This is a genomic window from Roseinatronobacter sp. S2 (assembly GCF_029581395.1).
Classification (GTDB): Bacteria; Pseudomonadota; Alphaproteobacteria; order Rhodobacterales; family Rhodobacteraceae; genus Roseinatronobacter.
The window spans coordinates 807,778-828,208 of the sequence record NZ_CP121113.1; the positions used below are offsets into that span (position 1 = coordinate 807,778).

24 protein-coding genes are annotated in these 20,431 nt (G+C 59.3%); 17 read left to right on the plus strand and 7 right to left on the minus strand.

From position 1 onward, the window contains the following. The first annotated feature begins 172 nt into the window (after window positions 1-172). Window positions 173-961, plus strand: a complete 789-nt coding sequence (locus P8S53_RS03785; RefSeq protein ID WP_277805832.1) for an exodeoxyribonuclease III — start codon at window positions 173-175, stop codon at window positions 959-961. A gap of 19 nt (window positions 962-980) precedes the next feature. Here P8S53_RS03785 and P8S53_RS03790 read toward each other — a convergent pair whose 3' ends face one another. Continuing rightward, window positions 981-1,451: a YbjN domain-containing protein gene (locus tag P8S53_RS03790; protein ID WP_277805833.1), complete on the minus strand. Its 471-nt coding sequence runs from the start codon at window positions 1,449-1,451 to the stop codon at window positions 981-983. A 133-nt stretch (window positions 1,452-1,584) separates the two neighbouring features. Between P8S53_RS03790 and P8S53_RS03795 the strand changes: the two genes are divergently transcribed. Further along, entirely contained in the window at window positions 1,585-2,235 is a 651-nt protein-coding gene (locus P8S53_RS03795; protein WP_277805834.1) for an RluA family pseudouridine synthase, read from the plus strand. A 482-nt stretch (window positions 2,236-2,717) separates the two neighbouring features. On the opposite strand, the gene P8S53_RS03800 is transcribed toward P8S53_RS03795, so the two are convergent. Further along, on the minus strand, window positions 2,718-4,058 hold the full coding sequence (locus tag P8S53_RS03800; protein WP_277805835.1) for a DEAD/DEAH box helicase: 1,341 nt from the start codon (window positions 4,056-4,058) through the stop codon (window positions 2,718-2,720). Window positions 4,059-4,287: 229 nt separating this feature from the next. Further along, complete coding sequence (locus tag P8S53_RS03805; RefSeq protein WP_306417874.1) at window positions 4,288-4,644, minus strand: hypothetical protein; 357 nt, start codon at window positions 4,642-4,644, stop codon at window positions 4,288-4,290. A gap of 212 nt (window positions 4,645-4,856) precedes the next feature. Here P8S53_RS03805 and P8S53_RS03810 point away from each other — a divergent pair, with 212 nt between their 5' ends. Further along, entirely contained in the window at window positions 4,857-5,063 is a 207-nt protein-coding gene (locus P8S53_RS03810; RefSeq protein ID WP_277805837.1) for a cold-shock protein, read from the plus strand. 49 nt (window positions 5,064-5,112) lie between these two features. Here P8S53_RS03810 and P8S53_RS03815 read toward each other — a convergent pair whose 3' ends face one another. The 3 genes from P8S53_RS03815 to P8S53_RS03825 form a co-directional block, all read right to left on the minus strand. Next, a complete protein-coding gene (locus P8S53_RS03815; RefSeq protein WP_277805838.1) occupies window positions 5,113-5,433 on the minus strand; it encodes an arsenate reductase family protein in 321 nt (106 codons plus the stop codon). A gap of 61 nt (window positions 5,434-5,494) precedes the next feature. Then, on the minus strand, window positions 5,495-6,430 hold the full coding sequence (locus tag P8S53_RS03820; RefSeq protein WP_277805839.1) for an alpha/beta fold hydrolase: 936 nt from the start codon (window positions 6,428-6,430) through the stop codon (window positions 5,495-5,497). A 5-nt stretch (window positions 6,431-6,435) separates the two neighbouring features. Further along, a complete protein-coding gene (locus tag P8S53_RS03825; RefSeq protein WP_277805840.1) occupies window positions 6,436-6,723 on the minus strand; it encodes an SCP2 sterol-binding domain-containing protein in 288 nt (95 codons plus the stop codon). Between the two features lie 65 nt (window positions 6,724-6,788). On the opposite strand from P8S53_RS03825, the gene P8S53_RS03830 reads away from it, so the two are divergent. The 8 genes from P8S53_RS03830 (at window position 6,789) to P8S53_RS03865 (ending at window position 13,413) form a co-directional block, all read left to right on the plus strand. Further along, window positions 6,789-7,346, plus strand: a complete 558-nt coding sequence (locus P8S53_RS03830; protein ID WP_277805841.1) for a tetratricopeptide repeat protein — start codon at window positions 6,789-6,791, stop codon at window positions 7,344-7,346. Window positions 7,347-7,391: 45 nt separating this feature from the next. Beyond that, window positions 7,392-10,220 (plus strand): helicase-related protein, encoded by a 2,829-nt coding sequence (locus tag P8S53_RS03835; protein WP_277805842.1) that lies wholly within the window; start codon window positions 7,392-7,394, stop codon window positions 10,218-10,220. Window positions 10,221-10,239: 19 nt separating this feature from the next. Continuing rightward, entirely contained in the window at window positions 10,240-10,524 is a 285-nt protein-coding gene (locus tag P8S53_RS03840; protein ID WP_277805843.1) for a hypothetical protein, read from the plus strand. Between the two features lie 254 nt (window positions 10,525-10,778). Further along, complete coding sequence (locus P8S53_RS03845) at window positions 10,779-10,982, plus strand: hypothetical protein (protein WP_277805844.1); 204 nt, start codon at window positions 10,779-10,781, stop codon at window positions 10,980-10,982. 11 nt (window positions 10,983-10,993) lie between these two features. Then, window positions 10,994-11,365: an RNA-binding S4 domain-containing protein gene (locus P8S53_RS03850; protein ID WP_277805845.1), complete on the plus strand. Its 372-nt coding sequence runs from the start codon at window positions 10,994-10,996 to the stop codon at window positions 11,363-11,365. An 84-nt stretch (window positions 11,366-11,449) separates the two neighbouring features. Further along, window positions 11,450-11,788: a ferredoxin FdxA gene (gene fdxA, locus P8S53_RS03855; RefSeq protein ID WP_277805846.1), complete on the plus strand. Its 339-nt coding sequence runs from the start codon at window positions 11,450-11,452 to the stop codon at window positions 11,786-11,788. Window positions 11,789-12,016: 228 nt separating this feature from the next. After that, window positions 12,017-12,526, plus strand: a complete 510-nt coding sequence (locus P8S53_RS03860; RefSeq protein WP_277805847.1) for a CarD family transcriptional regulator — start codon at window positions 12,017-12,019, stop codon at window positions 12,524-12,526. Window positions 12,527-12,672: 146 nt separating this feature from the next. Further along, complete coding sequence (locus tag P8S53_RS03865) at window positions 12,673-13,413, plus strand: YebC/PmpR family DNA-binding transcriptional regulator (RefSeq protein WP_277805848.1); 741 nt, start codon at window positions 12,673-12,675, stop codon at window positions 13,411-13,413. A 73-nt stretch (window positions 13,414-13,486) separates the two neighbouring features. Here the strand turns inward: P8S53_RS03865 and P8S53_RS03870 are convergent, their stop codons facing one another. Then, window positions 13,487-14,404, minus strand: a complete 918-nt coding sequence (locus P8S53_RS03870; RefSeq protein WP_277805849.1) for a DMT family transporter — start codon at window positions 14,402-14,404, stop codon at window positions 13,487-13,489. A gap of 241 nt (window positions 14,405-14,645) precedes the next feature. Here P8S53_RS03870 and P8S53_RS03875 point away from each other — a divergent pair, with 241 nt between their 5' ends. The 6 genes from P8S53_RS03875 (at window position 14,646) to P8S53_RS03900 (ending at window position 20,385) form a co-directional block, all read left to right on the plus strand. After that, window positions 14,646-15,479, plus strand: a complete 834-nt coding sequence (locus tag P8S53_RS03875) for an alpha/beta hydrolase (protein WP_277805850.1) — start codon at window positions 14,646-14,648, stop codon at window positions 15,477-15,479. A 380-nt stretch (window positions 15,480-15,859) separates the two neighbouring features. Beyond that, window positions 15,860-17,002, plus strand: coding sequence for an ABC transporter substrate-binding protein (locus P8S53_RS03880; protein WP_277805851.1), 1,143 nt, complete (start codon window positions 15,860-15,862; stop codon window positions 17,000-17,002). A gap of 61 nt (window positions 17,003-17,063) precedes the next feature. After that, window positions 17,064-17,981, plus strand: a complete 918-nt coding sequence (locus P8S53_RS03885; RefSeq protein WP_277805852.1) for a branched-chain amino acid ABC transporter permease — start codon at window positions 17,064-17,066, stop codon at window positions 17,979-17,981. Further along, complete coding sequence (locus P8S53_RS03890; protein ID WP_277805853.1) at window positions 17,974-18,951, plus strand: branched-chain amino acid ABC transporter permease; 978 nt, start codon at window positions 17,974-17,976, stop codon at window positions 18,949-18,951. The genes P8S53_RS03885 and P8S53_RS03890 overlap by 8 nt, the downstream gene beginning before the upstream one ends. After that, complete coding sequence (locus P8S53_RS03895; RefSeq protein ID WP_277805854.1) at window positions 18,944-19,699, plus strand: ABC transporter ATP-binding protein; 756 nt, start codon at window positions 18,944-18,946, stop codon at window positions 19,697-19,699. The genes P8S53_RS03890 and P8S53_RS03895 overlap by 8 nt, the downstream gene beginning before the upstream one ends. Beyond that, entirely contained in the window at window positions 19,696-20,385 is a 690-nt protein-coding gene (locus P8S53_RS03900; RefSeq protein ID WP_277805855.1) for an ABC transporter ATP-binding protein, read from the plus strand. Before P8S53_RS03895 ends, P8S53_RS03900 begins: the two co-directional genes overlap by 4 nt. Window positions 20,386-20,431 lie beyond the last annotated feature (46 nt).

Sequence of the window (20,431 nt, forward strand, 5' to 3'; positions counted from 1 at the left end):
CCTATTGTTGCCAAATTCCAGCGCAATAACGGGATCAAGAAGCGATTGTTCTTCTTTTCCTCCTCCCCTCCCTCTGGTCCAGACATTGTGTCTGGACCTTTTTCTTTGCGGATCAGGGTTGTCGTGCGCGCCTGCACTGTGCATGAAGGGGGCAGTCAGCCGGAGATTTCTTATGCCGTTTACCCTTGCCACCTGGAACATCAATTCCGTTCGGTTGCGCGCCGAACTGGTGCTGAAACTGCTGCGCGAAGAAGGCCCTGATGTTTTGTGTTTGCAGGAATGCAAAAGCCCTGTGGACAAAATACCCTTCGATCTGTTCGCGCAGGCGGGCTACGGGTATTGGGCGGCGCGCGGCCAGAAGGGTTATAACGGCGTTGCCATCCTGTCGCGCCTGCCGCTGGAAGATGCGGGGCATATCGACTGGTGCGGGCGTGGCGATGCGCGGCATGTGGCGGCGCGGCTGGAAAACGGGGTTGTCATTCACAACTGCTATATTCCGGCGGGTGGCGATGTGCCGGACCGTAGCGTGAACGAAAAATTCGGCCATAAGCTGGATACGCTGACAGAATTGCGCGACCATTTCGGGGCAAACCGGCCCGAAAAATCGATTCTGGTGGGGGATCTGAACATTGCCCCGCGCGAAGATGATGTGTGGTCGCACAAGCAGCTTCTGAAGGTGGTAAGTCACACCCCGATCGAGGTGGAGCATCTGGCCGATGCGCAGGATGCGGGCACATGGGTGGATATTACCCGCGCCGATATTCCCGAAGGGCAGTTATATTCGTGGTGGTCCTACCGCGCGCGTGACTGGGATGCCGCCGACAAGGGGCGCAGGCTGGACCATATCTGGGCCAGCCGCGATATTGCGGGCGCGGGTCACGGGTCACGCATTCTGCGCGATGCACGCGGCTGGACACAACCATCCGATCATGCGCCGGTTTTCGCGACATTTGATCTGTAGGGGCCGCGCGCGGTGGTTGTCAGAAATAATCTGCCGCGAAATTTTCAAGCACGATGCGCCACCAGTCGAATGTGTCGTCCAGATTTTGCGCGCTGACGCCGCCAAACAGGTTCACGTCCCATTCAATGACAGGGTCGTTTTCCAGATCCAGATATGCCTTGCCAAAACGCTTGTCCTGATTCCACAGGTTCATGTCATCCAGTGTAAGTTCGCCGGGGTTTTTCCAGCCCGCCTGAAACTGAACTGTGGTGCAATCTGCCCCGTCGGTGCAGCCATAAAAATTGACCGTATATAAAACCCCGTTGATCCGGCCCAGAATTTGCGGATCGCCGACACCGTCGGTCTGGATGGTGGCTGACCCATAGCCGCTTGCGATATTGGCAATAGCATCCACATCGCCTGCATCGATCAGGGATTGGGCGAAGGTTGCAGGGGCAAGGGCAAAACTGCCCATCAATGCCATTACTGGCGAAATTGCAGCGAAGCGCATGGGGAAAATTCCTTTGTTCGTCGACAAGACCCCAGCTTTGCGCTGTTCCCGTGCGTCGCGCAAGTCGTATTTGATGGCCGCGAAGTGGGAATGCGCTTGTGCTGGGGGGCCTTGCTGCGCCATGGTCTGGCGCATGTCTGACATGGTTTATGCCCCACCCCCCGATACGCCTGTAATCCTGCATCAAGATGAGGATGTGGTTTTTGTAGACAAACCTGCGGGCCTGTTGTCGGTGCCGGGTCGCGGCCCGGACAAGAGTGATTGCATGATTGCCCGTCTGGCGCGGATTTATCCTGAGATCCTGCTGGTGCACAGGCTGGATCAGGACACGTCTGGTGTGATGGTTTTCGCGCGCACCGCAGCCGCACAGCGCCATCTGGGGCAGCAGTTCGAAACCCGAAAGACACGCAAGTATTATATCGCGCGGGTCGCAGGCCACGTTGGCGAAACCGAAGGGCATGTGGACCTGCCGTTGATCGTGGACTGGCCCAACCGTCCGCTGCAAAAAGTCTGCCATGAAACCGGACGCCCCGCCCAGACGGACTGGAAACTTATCCGCCATGAACAGGGGGCGTCCCGTTTGCGCCTGATGCCGGTGACCGGTCGCAGCCATCAGTTGCGCGTTCATATGCTGGCCATAGGGCATGTTATTCTGGGCGATACGCTTTATGCGACGGGGGATGCGCTGGACCATCCGCGACTGATGCTGCATGCGCAATCCCTGCGGCTGAAGCACCCTGCGACGGGACATAGCATGACGATTACGGCCCCGGTTCCGTTTTGAATGATTGGGGCGCATCTGGAACCTGGTCCGATCTGGTTGAATCATCCGGTTCATGGGTGGCTTTGGTATTTTGCGGTCAGTGGGAATGCCCAAGGCGCGGAGCAAAGGCCGAAGGCCGCCGCGCCATCGGCGGGCCGTCCCGCGGCCTGCCGATTTGGCTGATGGCAATCCAAGCCTTTGAAGTAAGGATATGCAGCCTGCATAAACTGCATTCTTATAATGTCGGATCGGCAGTCCCCGGCCCACCGCTGGCGCGGGCTTAGTCCAAGCACGAACGTCCCCTTCAGGCCAGAATCAACCAGCCTTGCGATTCCATCTTACATGACACTGCTATAGTGCGCGTCGCGGTTATTTGCATTTATCTGACCCACTCTGACCTTTTGACAACGCGTGTCCGCGAAGCGCAAATCCGGTTCGCAGTTTTGCGCGACATGCTCTGGCATAAAAAAAGGGGCGCAAATTGCGCCCCTGTTCGTGCCAGATCAGGCAGACCGGCGGTGGCGGTCCTTGCCGCCGGATTGTCCGGCGGGTTTGCCCGACCCCGTCCGTTTGCCAAAGGCTTTTTGGCGTGGCTTGCGGTTTTGACCTTCGCCGCCATCATGTGACGGACCCGAGCGCTGCTGCGGGCGGCCACCACCGCCACGCTGCGGGCCGCGCTTGCGCGCAGCGGCGCGGGCGGGGCCTGCCAGATCGTCGGCCCATGGGGTGCCACCGGCCACAGCCAGTTCAATGCGCATCAGCTTTTCGATGGCGCGCAGGTCCCCCATTTCGGCGGGCGCGCAAAATGCAAGCGCGCGGCCAGTCGCACCTGCACGGGCTGTGCGGCCAATGCGGTGGACGTAGTTTTCCGGCACTTCCGGCAGATCATAGTTATAGACATGGCGCATGTCGGGAATGTCGATGCCGCGTGCGGCCACATCCGTGGCGACCAGCACCTTGACCTTGCCTTCGCGGAACCCCTGCAAGGTGCGTTCGCGTTGCCCTTGGCTTTTGTTGCCGTGAATGGACCCGGCCGGAATGCCCCAGCCGTTCAGCAGTTTCATCAGTTTTTCGGCACCGTGTTTGGTGCGTGAAAAGACCAGCGCCAGTTCTTCGGGATGGGCTTTCAGATACCCTTCCAGCACGCGCGCTTTCTCGCCTTGCGCCACAAAATGCACGGATTGGTCAATCTTGTCGGCAGGGCGGCCCGGTGCGGACACCTGAATACGCTCTGGCCGGTCCAGATAGGCATCGGCAATTTCGTTCATCTGCTTGTTCATCGTCGCCGAGAACATCAGCGTCTGGCGTTCTTTCGGCAGCAGGGATGCAATTTTACGCAGCGCATGGATGAAGCCCAGGTCAAGCATCTGGTCGGCTTCGTCCAGAACCAGCATCTGCGTTGCATGCAGTGTCAGTGCGCGCCGTTCCAGCAGGTCCAGCAAACGGCCCGGTGTTGCCACCAGAATATCGCAGCCTTTGGCCAGTTTCTGGATTTGCGGGTTCAGCCCCGCACCGCCGACAACGCGCTGAACTTTCAGCGGGGTCTTGCGGGCAAAGTTGTCGAGTGTTGTCGCGATCTGGGTCACCAGTTCGCGTGTGGGCGCAAGGATCAGCGCGCTTGTGGTTTTCGGCGCGGGCCGCTCGCCACTCAGCAGGGCATGCATGACGGGCAGGCCAAAGGCCAGCGTTTTGCCGGTGCCGGTCTGGGCCAGCCCCAGTATGTCGCGGCCTTGCATGATCATCGGGATCGCGCGGGCCTGAATCGGGGTGGGGGTGCCAAAGCCTTGGGCTTCAAGGCTTGTCATCAGCACCGGGCGCAGCCCGAACATGGTAAAATCAGTCAAAATAAGTCCTCTCACGGCCTGTCCGCACAGGCGTAGTGCCCCTGGCAGGGCAGGGGCGGGTTTGGGGGCGCATGTCGGATGCGCCGCCCCCCACGCGTGATGTCGGGAAGCAATGGTCGGGCCTTATGCCCTGCCCACAACGGATCAAGTGCTCACGCGGCACGTTGTGGATGTGTGCCAAATGGGCGTGATGCACCCAAAAGTCAAGACATTATGCCGCAAAGGCCGGTTAATGCGGGTCGGGTTTGCGCGCGGCAAGGGCCAGAACACCGGCCAGCGCGCACATGGAAATGGGGAACATGGTGAAAACACCAAAGCCGAATGTGACATACATGCCGACGCTGGACACCAACAGCAACACCCCGCCCACAACATTGGATGACCGCGCCATTGCACCGCCCGCGATGGCCAGAACCGGCGCAACAAGGCTCATGACGCGGATCAGGCCCATATTGGCGACCCCGCCCGTCACATCGGCAAGTTCGGGATAGCGAATCAGCAAATCCGTATATCCGAAGCTGAAAAAACCAATCAGCATGCCCCAAAGCCCGCCGATAAGCCCCAGCACCAAAGCTGCATTGCGCATGATCAGGCATCCTTCCGAAAAATTGGTCATTTGATCGTCATGCTTGTCACATATACGCAAAACTCTTGCGTTTTAACCCGCATATGGCAGGATCAGGCTGGGATGACAGACTTTCTACGACCGCCTCTGTTTTCGCAGCCGGCACTAGAAGACCTGGCTGAACGGCCCGAAGGCAATTCCGCCTTGGGGGACAGAACATGCGGAGTGAACAGATGCCCACAGGCACAGTCAAATGGTTCAATACTACCAAAGGTTTCGGTTTCATCGCGCCTGACGGGGGCGGCAAGGACGTATTCGTGCATATTTCCGCCGTGGAGCGTGCAGGACTTACCGGTCTGGCCGATAACCAGAAGATTGAATATGAGTTGAGCGCCGGACGCGACGGGCGTGAATCGGCAAGCGATCTGAAGCTTCTATAGGCGGGCGCCGCTTGCCCCGGCGTTCTTATGTGCCGGGGCGCGGGTGTGATCAGACGCCAAGGGCTGCCTGAACATCCGGTTTCCAGCCCAGCAAAAGGGTGTCGCCCGTGTCGATAACGGGGCGTTTCATCAAGGTCGGGTGATCGGCCAGAAGGTCCGCGGCGGGCCGTTGTCTGTCGTGCTCGGACAGCCCACGCCATGTGGTTGATGACTTGTTGACCAATGCATCCCCGAAGGCATGCAGAAAACGTGCGATTGTCGCGCTGTCCAGTGGCGTTTCGCGCAGGTCGTGAAACTGCGCATCCGGCAGGGCCTTGCGGGCCTTGCGGCAGCTATCACAGGTTTTGATGCCATAGAGTGTCAGTGCCATGTCGTTCCCTTTCGCAGGTGGTGTGCGGGTATAGGCGCAGCGCCCCGTCGGGGGCAACATGTCAGCGCGGGGCTGTGTCGAACAGGGCGCATGTTTGGTTCAGAAAATCCGTGCGCGTTTTCGGCTGTTCCATCAGCAATTCATGCAAGGCCCCGTCAAACATGTCCAACCGGCCCTGTGGCCATGCGGACATGCGCGCCTGAATGGCATCGCCCGATACAATGCGTTCGCGCGTGCCCAACCCGCAATAGGCCGCCAATGCGGGTGCGGGCAGTTTGCCAAGGGCCGTCGTTTCGGCCAGCGCGGCCATCAGCCAGCGCAGCGATGGTGCCCCCAGCCGCAATTCGGGGCAGGTCTGAACCTGTTTCTGCATCCATTCATATGTAGTGCGATCACTGGTCAGATCATTGTTATCGAACGGGTTTTCCCACAGCCGGAATTCTATTCCCGCGCCGGGAATTTCGCGTATGTCCAGCCGTGTCATGCCCAATGCAGCCCGCATGGCAGCGAAGGCCCTGCGCAACGCGCCGGTCAGCGGCAGGCCCCACATTGGCGCGCTGAACGCGACTGCGCGCGCGGGAAACCCGTTGATCAGCGCGCGCAATGCAATGCACCCGCCCATCGAATGGGCCAATGCAAAGCGCGGGGCACCTGCGGCATGCGTATCCAGCATCTGGCGAAAGGTGGCCACATCGCGCTGAAAATCGGCGAAATCGGGGACATCGCCCAATAGCGGCTTGTCCGGCAGCCTGTCGGACAGCCCTTGGCCGCGCCAGTCAATCACGGCCGCGCCATATCCGCGCTGCGCAAGGTCGGTGACAACGCGGCCATATTTCTCGATCATTTCTGTGCGGCCGGGAAATATGGCAACCATGCCGCGTGGACCGGCCGGCCACAGGGCCAGCCGCAACCGCGTTCCGTCATCGGCATGCGCCCAGACCACCCGTTCAGGAGGCGGCGCATCTGCTATTTCGGTCTGGAATGGCGCGGGGTCCATTGGCCTTAGCTAAGGGCCGCGCCCAGTTTCATCGCCATGCCCATATTTCCTTCGATCTTCAGTTTGCCGGACATGAAGGCCATGGTGGGGTTTACGTCCCCTTCGATAATGCCCTGAAATGTCTCCGCGCTGGCAATCATGGTCACATCGGTGTCGTCATCGCCTTCACGCACGCCTGATTCGTCGACCACGATGGAGCCTTCGCCCTCGATCTGGAATTTTGCGCTGCCTTCAAACCCCTCCCCAAGTTTTTCTGTGAGTGCTGCAATTGCGTGGGTCAGGATATCGCTCATGTTGTGCTCCGTTTTGTGATCTTTGGGCAGTGGAAATACTGCGGCAATGCGTTACATTCGTCACTATGACCATTCGGCGCATCATTCTCAATCCTGTCGTTGCGGCATTTGTTTTGCTGGCGCATCCCGCTTTGGCGGACACACAGGGCAATGACACGTCAGAATTGCTGGAAAAGCTGCGCGAACCGGATCTGGAAAACTGGCAACGTGTGGAGCGGCAGTTGTTTCGCGAATGGTCGCGGTCGGGGTCGGCAAGTGCCGATTTGCTGCTGCAACGCGGGCGTGCAGCGCTGCAACGTGGTGATGCGTCAGCGGCGATCGAGCATCTTTCAGCGCTAATTGATCACGCGCCGGATTTTGCCGAAGGGTGGAACACGCGCGCCACGGCTTGGTTTATGGCGCGAAATTACGGGCTTGCGCTGAACGACATCCGCGAAACGCTGGCCCGCAATCCCAACCATTTTGCCGCGCTGATCGGCCTTGGCCGGATTATGGAAGACCTTGAGCGCTATGATGACGCACGCCGCGCATGGGATGCGGCGGCGGCTATACATCCCCACCGTCGTGACGTAAAAGCAGCGCTGGAACGACTTGACAGAAAGTTGCAGGGCACCTCCCTCTAATCGGGCCTCTGACAGGGGGGCGGACTGCAAGCAAGGGGTTTGCGGATGAATATTCGCGCAAATGCGCGCACGGTTGCCGTGCTTGGCCCCACCAACACCGGCAAGACCCATTACGCCATCGAACGTATGCTTGCGCACAGAACGGGGGTCATCGGCCTGCCGCTGCGCCTGCTGGCGAGAGAGGTGTATGATCGCATTCTGGCCCTGCGCGGCCCCGATTGCGTGGCGCTGGTGACGGGAGAGGAGCGTATCGTTCCCGACCGCACCCAGTACTGGGTCTGCACTGTCGAGGCGATGCCAATCGAGATTGGCGCCGATTTTGTTGCCGTGGATGAAATCCAGTTATGTGCGGACCCTGATCGCGGGCATGTGTTTACCGACCGTTTGCTGCATGCGCGGGGCTTGCATGAAACATTGTTCATGGGGTCGGACACAATGCGTTCGGCGATTGCAGCACTGGTGCCGGGCGTGCAGTTCCAACGGCGTGAACGGCTGTCGCAACTGACCTATTCGGGGTCCAGAAAAATCAGCCGGATGCCGCCGCGCAGTGCTATCGTGGGCTTCAGTGTCGAGAATGTCTATGCCATTGCCGAGCTGATTCGCCGCCAGAAGGGCGGTTGTGCGGTTGTCATGGGGGCATTGTCGCCGCGCACCCGCAACGCACAGGTTGCGCTGTATCAAAATGGCGATGTCGATTTTCTGGTGGCAACCGATGCGATTGGCATGGGGCTGAATCTGGACATCAAGCATGTGGCGTTTTCGGCCACGCATAAATTCGACGGCCACCGCATGCGCCCCCTGAACCCTGATGAGCTGGCGCAGATTGCCGGTCGCGCGGGGCGCTACCAGACAAGCGGCAGTTTTGGCGTGACCGGCGAGGCACGGCCTTTGGCCGACGAGGTGATTTCCGCAATCGAGAATCATGAATTCCTGCCCGTGCGCAAATTACAATGGCGCAACGGGCGGCTGGAATTCGGCACGATTGCACGGCTTATCGCGTCGCTGGAGCACCAGACGCAGAATGAATGGCTGACCCGTGCGCGCGATGCGGACGATCTGACCGCGTTGAAAACCCTTGTTGCGCAACCCGAAACGCTGGACCGGCTGACCAGCCCGCGCGATGTGCGTTTGCTGTGGGATGTGTGCCGCATACCGGACTTTCGCGGCATTTCAGCGGCGGAACATGCAGGGCTTCTGGCGCGCGTGTTCGAGTTTTTGCAAGGCAGCGGGCGGATCGCCCCGGACTGGCTGGCGCGCAACATCCAGCGCATTGACCGCACCGATGGTGACATTGATGCATTGTCGCGCCGATTGGCGTATATCCGCACATGGACATATATTACACAGCGCAAGGGTTGGGTTGATGACGAAAAGCATTGGCGCGCCGCCTCGCGCGCTGTAGAAGACCGCTTGTCGGATGCATTGCATGACCGGCTGACGCAGCGATTTGTTGACCGGCGCACCTCGGTGTTGATGCGGCGGTTGAAGCAGAAGGAGAGCCTTGTGGCTGACGTGAACGACAAGGGCGAAGTGACTGTTGAAGGTGAACTGATCGGACGGCTGGAAGGCTTCCGTTTCCGGCAGGACAAGACCGACAGCCCGGATGAAGCAAAGACATTGCGTCAGGCGTCGATTTCCGCGCTGGTGCCGTTATTCCATCTGCGGGCCGACAAATTCTACAACGCCCCCGATACCGAATTCGACTTCACCGAACAGGGTGGGTTGATGTGGGGCGACACGGCGGTCGGCAAGCTGGTCAAGGGCGATGACCCCATGCGCCCGCAGATCACGGCCTTTGTCGATGATGAGGCGGGCCATGACGTGGCCGAAAAAGTGCGCCGCCGTTTGCAGCATTTCATGGATCGCAAGATTGCCGCGTTGTTTGAACCGCTTTTGAACATGTCACGCGATGAAACCCTGTCGGGGCTGGCGCGCGGTGTGGCGTTCCAACTGGTCGAGGCGATGGGTGTGATCCCGCGTGAACAGATCGCGCAGGACATCAAGGCGCTGGATCAGGATGCGCGCGGCATGTTGCGCAAGCATGGTGTGCGTTTCGGGCAATACACGGTTTTCCTGCCGCTGCTGCTGAAACCCGCGCCCACGCGGCTGCGTCTGGTGCTGAAATCCCTTGCCGAAGGGCTGGATGAATTCCCCGAAAGCCCGCCAGCGGGTCTGGTGACAATCCCGCATCTGTCGGAAATACCATCGGCACATTACAGTATGTCAGGCTACCGCCCTGCCGGTGCGCGCGCGATTCGCATTGATATGCTGGAACGGCTGGCCGATTTGTTGCGCGGCTGTGACAGCCGCGCAGGGTTCGAGGCAACGCCGGACATGCTGTCGATTACCGGCACCACGCTGGAACAGTTCGCCGACATGATGCAGGGGTTGGGCTATGCCGCTGAAAAGGGTGAACGCCCCAAGGTGAAGGCCGAACCTGTGCCGTCGCCGGTTGACAGCGCCGCAGATACTGCGGGCGTGCCCGCCGAAGAAGATACCACCGCCAGCGCGCCCGCGGATTCTGCTGCTGCGGATGCCGACAGCAGTGATGCGCCCGCCGCCGCAGATGCAGATACCCCTGCGCCCGAGCCGAAAGGCGCTGAGAAGCCCGAAGACCAGATCGAGCTGTTCTATACCTTCACCTGGGCACCCCGCCCCCGCCGCGACGCGCGCCCTGCACGCAAACCACAGCAGGCGGACGCGCGCGGTGATCAGCGCAAAGGGCAGGGGCAAAAGCCGAAAACCGGCAAGCCCAAGGGCAAGAAGCCCGAAAACAAACCCCGCGACTACAGTGCAGGCCCGCGCAAATCCGACCGTATTGACCCCGACAACCCCTTTGCAGCCGCACTTATGGGGCTGAAAACCAAGTCTTAAATATTATGAGGGCATAAAGATGTCTGTAACATCCGCAAGCATGACGGCAAAAGAAGCGATTAAAGCTGCATTCCGTCATTTTGACGAATTGTTTGCTGACTCAAATATTGATCATATTTTGCTGGAGGGGGTCGACTTTCTTGACGATGAGGGCGTTTGGAAGGTGACCATAGGTTTTGATGCAGGGCGGAGAAGAAGTGTGTCCACGCCTACGCCGCTTTTTGGTGCTCAGACTGAGCCATTGCGCGAAACTCGCGATCTGTATCTATATGACAATACGGGTGACTTGAAGCGCATGGATTAAACATGCGTTCGATATTGATCGACACCAACTTGTTGGTTTTGCTTCTGTTGGGAACCTTGGACCGTAGCCAAGTCGGCAAGAATAGGCGTATAAAACGATACACAGAAGATCAATTAGATCGTCTTCTGGTATATGCAAAGCAATTCCCACGACATGTCTCGACCCCGCATGTCCTCACAGAGACATCCAACCTAGTCGGTGCGGGCGCACGCGAGGAAGTTCGGGGTGTTACATCACATTTCGCACAGTATTGTATGCAAGTCGATGAGCAATTCTGTGAAGCGCGTGTAGTTTCTCAGGGTCAGTGGCTTGAAAAACTTGGATTGACTGACGCTGCGATAATCGAAAAGCTGGTTCCAGAGGGCGTACTCGTTTTAACAGATGATCACCAGTTAGCGGGTCAAATTAACTTTCTGGGCGGTCAGGCCGTCAATATCTGGCACGCTTACAGACCATGAGTGCTATTGTAATGCAGGATAACACAATCCGTCTGGACAAATGGCTTTGGCACGCGCGGTTTGTCAAAACGCGGTCGCTTGCCGCCAAACTGGTGTCGGGGCCGGGGGTGCGGGTGAATGCCCTGCCGGTGTCGAAACCAGCGGCGCAGGTGGGCGCCGGTGATGTGCTGACATTTGCCTTGGGGACGCGTGTTGTCGTGGTGCGGGTGTTGGCCTGCGGTGTGCGTCGCGGCCCCGCACCTGAAGCGCAGGCGCTTTATGAAGATATGTCGCCCCCACCCCCGCCCAGGGATTTGTCGCGCCCCGTGCCCGTGGCTGGCGGGCGGCCTGACAAGCGCGACCGTCGCCGATTTGCCGCATCTGCACCAGATCGGCTTGATTGATCGCATGTGCTGGATTATGTCCCCTTCGACAGCTTGCAGGCCCGACCTGACAAGTATGGAATTCAGACAGAAGGACCGGATCTGATGACATATGTGGTGATCGACAACTGCATTGCGTGCAAATACACCGATTGCGTGGAAGTTTGCCCTGTCGATTGCTTCTATGAGGGCGAGAATATGCTCGTTATTCATCCGGATGAATGTATCGATTGCGGTGTTTGTGAACCGGAATGCCCCGCAGATGCCATTCGGCCCGACACCGAACCCGACATGGAAGACTGGGTCGAGTTCAACCGCAAGTATTCGGAAATGTGGCCGGTGATCATCACGAAGAAAGACCCGCTGCCTGATGCGGCGGATCGGGATGGTGAACCCGACAAGCGCGACAAATATTTCTCCGAGAAGCCCGGCGAGGGTGGCTGATACAGCCCTTCTTGGCACCGCGTGTTTACCGGCCATTTACGGGTTCGCGATCATGTCACTTTGATTCGTGGCATTTTTGTGATATAGAATCAGAAGAATATGAAACTGTCCCGAACCGGCAGGGCCGTTACCTGCCGTTTTTTTGTCCGCAAGTTCCAGATGCTTCAGGTGAATTTTCCTGACGTGTTCTTTTTTTGCGCGATTCCGGGGCCTGTAGGGGAAAACTGAATGTCCAAAGCCAAAAAGTCCGAGTTTCGCCCGAATGAATATGTGGTCTATCCCGCCCATGGGGTTGGCCAGATCGTTTCGATTGAGGAACAGGAAATTGCCGGTCTGAAACTGGAACTTTTCGTCATTTCCTTCGAGAAGGAAAAAATGACGTTGCGCGTGCCAACCAACAAGGCCGCGACTGTGGGCATGCGCTCGCTTTCGTCGCCGGAAATTGTGGACAAGGCACTTGCAACGCTGAAGGGCAAGGCCCGCGTGAAACGTGCCATGTGGTCACGCCGCGCGCAGGAATATGAACAGAAGATCAATTCCGGCGATCTGCTGGCCATTGCAGAAGTGGTGCGCGACCTGCACCGCAATGACGACCAGCGCGAACAATCCTATTCCGAGCGGCAGTTGTATGAAGCCGCGCTGGAACGTCTGACCCGCGAAGTCGCTGCCGTGGCCGGTGGGGATGAAGCGATTGCGCAAAAGCAGGTCAGCGATGTTCTGGTGTCGCGCGCTGCGTGATCTGACGCCAATCTTGTGAAAGCGCCCGCATCTGCGGGCGTTTTTATTGCGTAGGCCGGTTCTGCATTGCCCAGTGCAGGGCTTGCCTAGCCCCCGCGCCCTGGACTATGAAACCCCGACAACCAGCATAATACCGGAGTTCACAGATGGCAGGCCATTCCAAATGGGCCAATATCCAGCATCGCAAGGGCCGTCAGGATGCGGTGCGTGCGAAGCTTTTTTCCAAACTGTCCAAGGAAATTACCGTGGCCGCCAAAATGGGCGACCCGGACCCTGACAAGAACCCGCGCCTGCGTCTGGCCGTGAAAGAGGCCAAGGCCGTTTCCATGCCCAAAGACAATATCGAGCGCGCGATCAAGAAATCGCAAGGCGGCGATGCGGAAAACTACGATGAAATCCGCTATGAGGGTTATGGCCCGAACGGCGTTGCAATCCTTGTCGAGGCGATGACCGACAACCGCAATCGCACCGCGTCGAATGTGCGGTCCACATTTTCCAAGAATGGCGGCAATCTGGGTGAAACCGGATCGGTGGCCTTCATGTTCGACCGCAAGGGCCAGATTTTCTATCCGGTCAGTGTGGGCGATGCCGATACCGTATTGCTGGCCGCAATCGATGCCGGTGCCGAAGACGTGGAAAGCAACGAGGACGGGCATGTCATCTGGTGTGCCGATACTGACCTTGCGGCCGTGTCATCCGCGCTGGAAGATGCCTTGGGCGAGTCTGAAAGCACCAAACTGGTCTGGAAGCCGCAAACCACCACAGAACTGGATCTGGATGGGGCGCGGACGCTGATGAAGCTGATTGATGCGCTGGAAGATGATGACGATGTCCAGAACGTCACGGCGAATTTTGAAATCTCGGACGAGGTGATGGCCGAATTGTAAGCCTTTGGGGCTGATTGATTGTTCCGCAGCCACAGGTTGCGGAAAACCGGTTTCCACTTTTACGAGATATGCGCTATTCCGCGCCCGGTTGGGCGGGCGCGGCAGCCGCGCGCCGGGCTTGCTGGCGCAGGCGTGCTTCGCGCACGGTGATGAACAGCACCGACCCCATGATCACCCCGCCGCCAAGAATGACAAACAGGTCAACGGCTTCGCCAAAGGCGATTGCGCCCAGCAATACCGCCCAGACAAGTTGCAGGAACGTGACGGGCTGTGTCACGGTAATGGGCGCGGCAGCAAAGGCCAGCGTCATGGCAAAATGCCCCCCCGTTGCAAAGGCCGCGACCCAGAACAGCCAGAATATTTGTGTCCATGTGGGCGGCACCCATACGACCCACGCGAATGGTGCCAGAAAAACAGTGACTGTTATGGACAACATTCCCACCACCACTGCGGCATTCACCTGACCTGACATGCGCTTTGCCATAAGGTAGGACGCCGCAAATAATATGGCTGTTGCGATCATGGCAATATGCCCGCTGGACACTTCGCGCAGGCCGGGGCGCAGGATGATCAGCGCGCCAATAAAGGCCACCAGCACGGCCAGAATACGGCGCATGGCCAGCTTTTCGCCCAGAAACAGCGCAGCCCCCAATGTGACATAGATGGGCGACAGGTAGTTCATTGCCGTGACCTCGGCCAAGGGAATGCGGGTCATGGCATAGAACCACAAGATAACCCCCAACGCATGCAGGAACCCGCGCAGGGTGAACATGGTCATGTTCTGGCGCGTCATGGTCAGTGCGCGCAGCGATGGCAGCATGGGCAGCAAAAACACCAGCCCCAGCGCATAGCGCAAAAACGCTGATTGTGCCGCAGGCATGTCATCGCCCAGATACTTGACCAGCGCAGTGACCGCGACAAAGCAAACGCCAGTCACCAGCATCCAGAACACGCCAAGCATGGGGCGGGATGTTGCAGGGGTATTTATCATGTGCAATATCTTGCACGACCCGCAGGTGCAGACAAGGAAAATGGCAGCGCCGCGCCCCGGTTGGTCGTCCGGCTGAGTGGCCTTGTGTGCCGTTGGCTGGGCCGCATGCGTATGTTCTGCGATCTTACACATTATTGGTGCAGATGCTTTTGCAAAGCTTGCGCCGCTTGCGTCGATGCCTATAGCCTGCGGCCCATGCGCGGCGCATCATGGATGCGGCCACACGAAACAAGGGGAAGACATGCAAGACCGCACCGGTATTGACTGGACTGATGCATTTGCCAACCGGCCTTACATTTATCAGGCGGACAGCTATCCCGCAGCATGGGCGACTTGCGCGCAGCTGTTTCGCGATACCGTGCAGGGTGCCCGTCTGGATATGCCCTATGGTGCGTCCCCGCGAGAGGTGTTTGACCTGTTTGTGCCCGCCAGCGCCCCGCCCAAGGGGGTGATGGTTTTTGTGCATGGCGGCTACTGGATGGCGTTTGACAAATCCCATTGGTCGCATCTGGCCCAAGGGGCACTGGCGCAGGGGTGGGCCGTTGCGATGCCGCAATACAGTCTGGCCCCCGATGCCGGAATTGACCAGATGACAGTCCAGATTGGCCGCGCCATCACCGAAGTGGCGCAGCATGTGGCCGGCCCCATTGTTCTGGCCGGCCATTCGGCGGGCGGGCATCTGGTGACGCGTATGGTTTGCGAAGATGCGCCCGTGTCGCCCGATGTGCAGGCCCGCATTTGTCATGTGCTGTCGATTTCCGGCCTGCATGACCTGCGCCCGCTGCAAATGACGGCGATGAATGCAACATTGGGCCTGACAGAGCAGATTGCGCAACGCGAAAGCCCCGCGCTTCTGCGTCCGGTGGGCGGGATTGCGGTGACGGCATGGGTTGGGGGGCATGAACGGCCGGAATTCCTGCGCCAGTCCGCCTTGCTGCGCGAGGCATGGTCGCGTTGTGGCGTGCCGGTGCGGCTGGTGGTGGATGAAGGATTACATCATTTCAATGTCATTGACGGGTTAGCCGACGCGGGCAGTATGTTGACCCGCGCCCTGCTGCAACTGCCCGAGGGGTAGCTGAACCTGTGCTGGTTGAAATGGCCCGTTTTTGGGGGGGCGGTCTTTTGCTGAAGTTTAGCCCATGGACAAAGCCCGCGCCATCGGTGGGTCGGGGTCTGCCGATCCGGCGTTTGAGGGATGCAGTTTATGCAGGCTGCATACTCCTTACTTGAACAGCTTGGCGTGCCACCAGAGTAATCGGCAGGCCGCGGGACGGCCCGCCGATGGCGCGGCGGGCTTCGCCCTTGATTCCGCGCCTTGGGGTGTCAGCCGTCGCGATCACCGATTCAACACCGCGTGGGCGAAATTCTACCAAAGGGGCGGCGGAACTTTACTTTTCCCCCAGCCTTGCGCAAGACTGTGACCAAAGATCAGATAATCAGGGAGACGGGGACAAAATGAAGGCATTTAAACATGCGGCCTTTGCCGCAACGCTGGCAGTGGGCGCTGTATCCATGGCAAAGGCAGACACTGTCAGCGTAGGCATGATCACAACTTTGTCCGGCGGCGGCGCGGGTTTGGGCGTCGATGTGCGCGACGGGTTCCAGCTGGCGCTGGACATGGCCGGTGAACACAATATCCGGCTGGTTGTCGAAGATGATGCGCAGCGGCCTGAACTGGCGGTGCAGATTGCCGAGCGTATGATCCAGGCGGAACGCGTGGACATCCTGACCGGCATCATCTGGTCGAACCTTGCCATGGCCGTTGTGCCCTCGGCGGTGGCGCAGGACATATTGTATCTTTCGCCCAATGCTGGCCCATCCGCGCTGGCGGGGGCGAATTGTCACCCGAATTATTTCAATGTCGCATGGCAAAATGACATGCTGCATGAAGGGGCCGGGGCATATGCCAATGAACTGGGCTATGAAAACACATTCATCATGGCGCCCAATTACCCCGCTGGCACAGATGCGCTGAGCGGGTTCAAACGCTATTATGAGGGCGAATTGGCGGGCGAGTTGTTCACCCAAGTTGGCCAGACCGATTATGCCGCCGAACTGGCGCAGATCCGTGCATCTGGCGCGGATTCGATTTTCATTTTCCTGCCCGGTGGCATGGGGATCAGTTTCATGCGCCAGTATGAACAATCCGGCCTTGATCTGCCGATTGTTTCGGCGGCGTTTACATTCAGTCAGGACATGCTGCCTGCCGTGGGCGCTGCCGCGCTGGGCGTGTTCAATGCAAGCCAATGGTCGCCCGATCTGGACAATGACGCCAATCAGGAATTTGTCGCGGCGTTCCGCGCGGAATTCGGGCGCATCCCGTCGCTGTATGCCAGTCAGGGGTTTGACACGGCCAATCTGATCCTGTCTGCCGCCGCGAAGGCAGATGTCAGTGACCGCGATGCATTCCGGCAGGCACTGCTGGAGGCCGATTTCGCATCCGTGCGCGGTGAATTCGCTTGGGGGCCGAACCAGCACCCGATCCAGCGTGTCTATATCCGCGAAGTTGTCGAGGTGGATGGCGAAATCACCAACCGCATCATCGGGACCGCATTTGAAGCGCATGCCGATGTGCATGGCGAGAACTGCAATATGTAACATGCGCAACCAGACCCCGGCGCAGGCACGGGGTCTTTTGCCAATTTTCCAAAGGTTTTAAATGACACTCGCGCTGATGCTCGAGCAACTGCTCAACGGTGTGCAATTCGGGCTGATGCTGTTTCTGATGTCAGCGGGCCTGACGCTGGTGTTCGGGGTCATGGGGCTTATCAATCTGGCGCATGGGTCGCTGTATATGATTGGGGCGTTTCTATGTGCCGCCGTGGCGGGGGCTACGGGCAATTTCTGGCTTGGGCTTATGGCGGGAATTGCTGCCGCCGCTGCGGCGGGGGCGTTGATCGAAGTGGTGGTTATCCGCAGGCTTTATGACCGTGACCATCTGGATCAGGTTCTGGCAACATTCGCGCTTATCCTGATTCTGTCGGAAGGGGTGCGCATGGTTTTCGGGCCGTTCCCGCTATACCTGAACGTGCCTGATGCCCTGCGCGGCACGGTAAGTTTGGGCGTTGTCGATTACTCGCTATACCGTCTGGCGCTGATTGGCTTCGGGTTGGCGGTGGCCGTGGGCCTGTGGGCGCTGATTGCGAAAACCCGTCTGGGGATTCGTATTCGCGCAGGTGAATCCGACCGCGAGATGATCGCAGCGCTTGGGGTGAATATCCGTGCGCTTTATACGGTGGTGTTTGCCCTTGGGGCGGCGCTGGCGGGGCTTGCGGGCGCATTGGTCGGCGCGATCCAGTCGGTGCAGGTGGGCATGGGGGAACCCGTGCTGATTCTGGCCTTCGTCGTCATTGTCATTGGGGGCATAGGGTCCATCAAGGGGGCCATGGTGGGCGCGTTGCTGGTGGGGGTCATCGACACGATGGGGCGGTTCCTGTTGCCGCGCCTATTCGCGCTGTTTCTGGATACATCGCAGGCCATGGGGGTGGGTGCGGCGCTGGCGTCGATGCTGATTTACCTGCTGATGGCGCTGATCCTGATTTTCCGGCCCAAAGGACTGTTTCCCGCCAATGGATAACGCACGCAAGGAATGGGGGCTGAATGCCATATTGGCGCTGGCGCTGTTTGCCGTGCCCCTTTGGGCATGGATGGCGAATGAGCCGTTTATCATTACCCTTGCCACGCGGGTGGCCATTCTGGCGATTGCGGCAGTGGGGCTGAATATCGCGCTGGGGCTGGGGGGCATGGTGTCATTCGGGCATGCGCTTTATCTGGGGATTGGCGGCTATGTGGCGGGGATTGCCGCGCATCATGCGTTCAACGGCACGCCCGTTCTGGGGCTGGCTGGCACGAACCAGATGCTGCCGATCTGGGCGATTGCCATGCTGGTATCGGGGGCGGTGGCGGGCGTGGTGGGCGCGCTGTCGCTGCGCACATCGGGCATTTTCTTCATCATGATCACGCTGGCTTTCGCGCAGATGGGGTTCTTTTTTGCGCTGTCATGGCCCGCTTATGGCGGCGAGGATGGCTTGCCCATTTTTATGCGCAACCAGTTTCCCGGCATGAACACCAACCGCCCTTGGGATTTATTCCTGATCGCATATGGTGTGCTGATGGTGGCATTGCTGCTTTTTGCACTGCTGCGCGGCGCGCGGTTCGGGGCCGCCCTTATGGCCATCCGGCAAAACCCCGACCGCGCGGCTGCGGTCGGCATTTCCCCGTTCGGCATTAAGCTGACGGCTTTTGTGCTGTCGGGCATGCTGACGGGGCTTGCGGGTGCGATGATGGCGGACCTGACGCGTTTTGTCAGTCCGGCGATGATGGCATGGACGATGTCAGGTGAATTGATTGTCATCATCATATTGGGCGGGGTGGGCCGGTTGTTCGGCCCTGTTGCCGGTGCTGCAATTCTGGTGGGCTTCGAGGTGTTTTTCGGCGGCCTTACCGAACACTGGAAGCTGTGGCTGGGCCTTGTGCTGCTGGCGGTGGTGCTGTTCGCGCGCGGCGGGCTGATCGGGCTGATTGCGGGACGGGCGCGGCATGGATGATGTGGTGCTGGAATTGCGTGGCATGTGCCGGAGTTTCGGCGCGCTGAAAGCCACAGATGATGTGTCCCTGACATTGCGGCACGGCGAGGTTCATGCGCTGATCGGTCCCAATGGTGCGGGAAAATCCACCTTGATGGGGTTGATCTCGGGCAGGACCACGCCGGATGCAGGCAGTGTCTGGCTGGCCGGGCAGGACATTACCGGCATGTCGGTGGCCCAGCGTGCACGGCTGGGGCTGGCGCGCAGTTTTCAGGTGTCGTCGCTGATCCCCGAATATTCGGCGCTGCGCAATGTGATGCTGGCGTTGCAGGCAGGCGAAGGGCACAGTTACCGTTTTCTGCGCCCTGTGGTGTTTGACCGCACCTTGCAGCGCGTCGGGCGGGACATACTGGCCCGCGTGGGGCTGGCCGCGCGCGCGTCGGTCGACGCCGCATTCCTTAGCCATGGCGAGCGGCGCCTGCTGGAAATAGCGGTTGCACTGGCAATGAACCCGAAATGTTTCTTGCTGGATGAACCTATGGCGGGGCTTGGGGTCGAAGGCACGGCGCGGCTGATCACATTCCTGCAAGGGTTGAAACAGCAAGCGCCCATCCTGCTGGTCGAACATGACATGGATGCCGTGTTCCGGCTGGCAGACCGCATTTCGGTGCTGGTCTATGGTCGTGTCATCGCAAGCGGAACGGTTGCCGAAATTCGCGCCAACCCGCTTGTGCGTGCCGCCTATCTGGGCGAGGAGAGCACGCAATGACCGCCCTTTTGCAACTGGATGATCTGCATGTCTTTTACGGCGCATCACAGGCGCTGGACGGGGTGTCGTTGCAGGTGAATGAAGGGCAGGCCGTGGCGCTGATGGGGCGCAATGGCATGGGCAAGACGACCACGATTTCCACCGCCCTGCGTATGTTGCCCTTGCGCAAGGGGCGTGTGGTATTCGCGGGGCAGGACATCAGCACCTGGCCGTCATTTCGCGCGGCGCGTCTTGGCATGGGGTTGGTGCCCGAAGGGCGGCGGTGCTTTCCCAACCTGACGGTGCATGAAAACCTGATTGCGGCGGCGCGCAGCGGCTACTGGGATCTGGACCGCGTGCAGCAGTTATTTCCCCGCCTTCAGGAACGCGCGGATCAATACGCCGTCAGCCTGTCGGGGGGCGAGCAGCAGATGCTGGCCATCGGACGCGCCTTGATGACCAACCCGCGATTGTTGATTCTGGACGAAGCGACCGAAGGGCTGGCCCCTGTCATACGCCGCGAAATCTGGTCCGCCATCACGCGGCTGCGCACCGAGGGGTTGTCCATCCTTTTGGCTGACAAGACATTGTCCGAGATACTGCCTTTTGCCGATGCCTGCGTTATTCTTGACCGTGGGCGCGTGGTCTGGCACGGGGCACCGGACGGGTTAACTGCGGATTTGCAACATACCTATCTTGGGGTGTGATCCGGCGCATTGTTGCGTTGATTATATATGTAGCATTGAAGCAGTT

Bases quoted from the DNA above. Each gene is read 5' to 3' on its own strand.
- P8S53_RS03785 (WP_277805832.1), top strand. From the start codon at position 173: ATGCCGTTTACCCTTGCCACCTGGAACATCAATTCCGTTCGGTTGCGC.
- P8S53_RS03790 (WP_277805833.1), bottom strand. From the start codon at position 1,451: ATGCGCTTCGCTGCAATTTCGCCAGTAATGGCATTGATGGGCAGTTTT.
- P8S53_RS03795 (WP_277805834.1), top strand. From the start codon at position 1,585: ATGTCTGACATGGTTTATGCCCCACCCCCCGATACGCCTGTAATCCTG.
- P8S53_RS03805 (WP_306417874.1), bottom strand. From the start codon at position 4,644: ATGCGCAATGCAGCTTTGGTGCTGGGGCTTATCGGCGGGCTTTGGGGC.
- P8S53_RS03810 (WP_277805837.1), top strand. From the start codon at position 4,857: ATGCCCACAGGCACAGTCAAATGGTTCAATACTACCAAAGGTTTCGGT.
- P8S53_RS03815 (WP_277805838.1), bottom strand. From the start codon at position 5,433: ATGGCACTGACACTCTATGGCATCAAAACCTGTGATAGCTGCCGCAAG.
- P8S53_RS03820 (WP_277805839.1), bottom strand. From the start codon at position 6,430: ATGGACCCCGCGCCATTCCAGACCGAAATAGCAGATGCGCCGCCTCCT.
- P8S53_RS03825 (WP_277805840.1), bottom strand. From the start codon at position 6,723: ATGAGCGATATCCTGACCCACGCAATTGCAGCACTCACAGAAAAACTT.
- P8S53_RS03830 (WP_277805841.1), top strand. From the start codon at position 6,789: ATGACCATTCGGCGCATCATTCTCAATCCTGTCGTTGCGGCATTTGTT.
- P8S53_RS03835 (WP_277805842.1), top strand. From the start codon at position 7,392: ATGAATATTCGCGCAAATGCGCGCACGGTTGCCGTGCTTGGCCCCACC.
- P8S53_RS03840 (WP_277805843.1), top strand. From the start codon at position 10,240: ATGTCTGTAACATCCGCAAGCATGACGGCAAAAGAAGCGATTAAAGCT.
- P8S53_RS03845 (WP_277805844.1), top strand. From the start codon at position 10,779: ATGCAAGTCGATGAGCAATTCTGTGAAGCGCGTGTAGTTTCTCAGGGT.
- P8S53_RS03850 (WP_277805845.1), top strand. From the start codon at position 10,994: ATGCAGGATAACACAATCCGTCTGGACAAATGGCTTTGGCACGCGCGG.
- fdxA (WP_277805846.1), top strand. From the start codon at position 11,450: ATGACATATGTGGTGATCGACAACTGCATTGCGTGCAAATACACCGAT.
- P8S53_RS03860 (WP_277805847.1), top strand. From the start codon at position 12,017: ATGTCCAAAGCCAAAAAGTCCGAGTTTCGCCCGAATGAATATGTGGTC.
- P8S53_RS03865 (WP_277805848.1), top strand. From the start codon at position 12,673: ATGGCAGGCCATTCCAAATGGGCCAATATCCAGCATCGCAAGGGCCGT.
- P8S53_RS03870 (WP_277805849.1), bottom strand. From the start codon at position 14,404: ATGATAAATACCCCTGCAACATCCCGCCCCATGCTTGGCGTGTTCTGG.
- P8S53_RS03875 (WP_277805850.1), top strand. From the start codon at position 14,646: ATGCAAGACCGCACCGGTATTGACTGGACTGATGCATTTGCCAACCGG.
- P8S53_RS03880 (WP_277805851.1), top strand. From the start codon at position 15,860: ATGAAGGCATTTAAACATGCGGCCTTTGCCGCAACGCTGGCAGTGGGC.
- P8S53_RS03885 (WP_277805852.1), top strand. From the start codon at position 17,064: ATGACACTCGCGCTGATGCTCGAGCAACTGCTCAACGGTGTGCAATTC.
- P8S53_RS03890 (WP_277805853.1), top strand. From the start codon at position 17,974: ATGGATAACGCACGCAAGGAATGGGGGCTGAATGCCATATTGGCGCTG.
- P8S53_RS03895 (WP_277805854.1), top strand. From the start codon at position 18,944: ATGGATGATGTGGTGCTGGAATTGCGTGGCATGTGCCGGAGTTTCGGC.
- P8S53_RS03900 (WP_277805855.1), top strand. From the start codon at position 19,696: ATGACCGCCCTTTTGCAACTGGATGATCTGCATGTCTTTTACGGCGCA.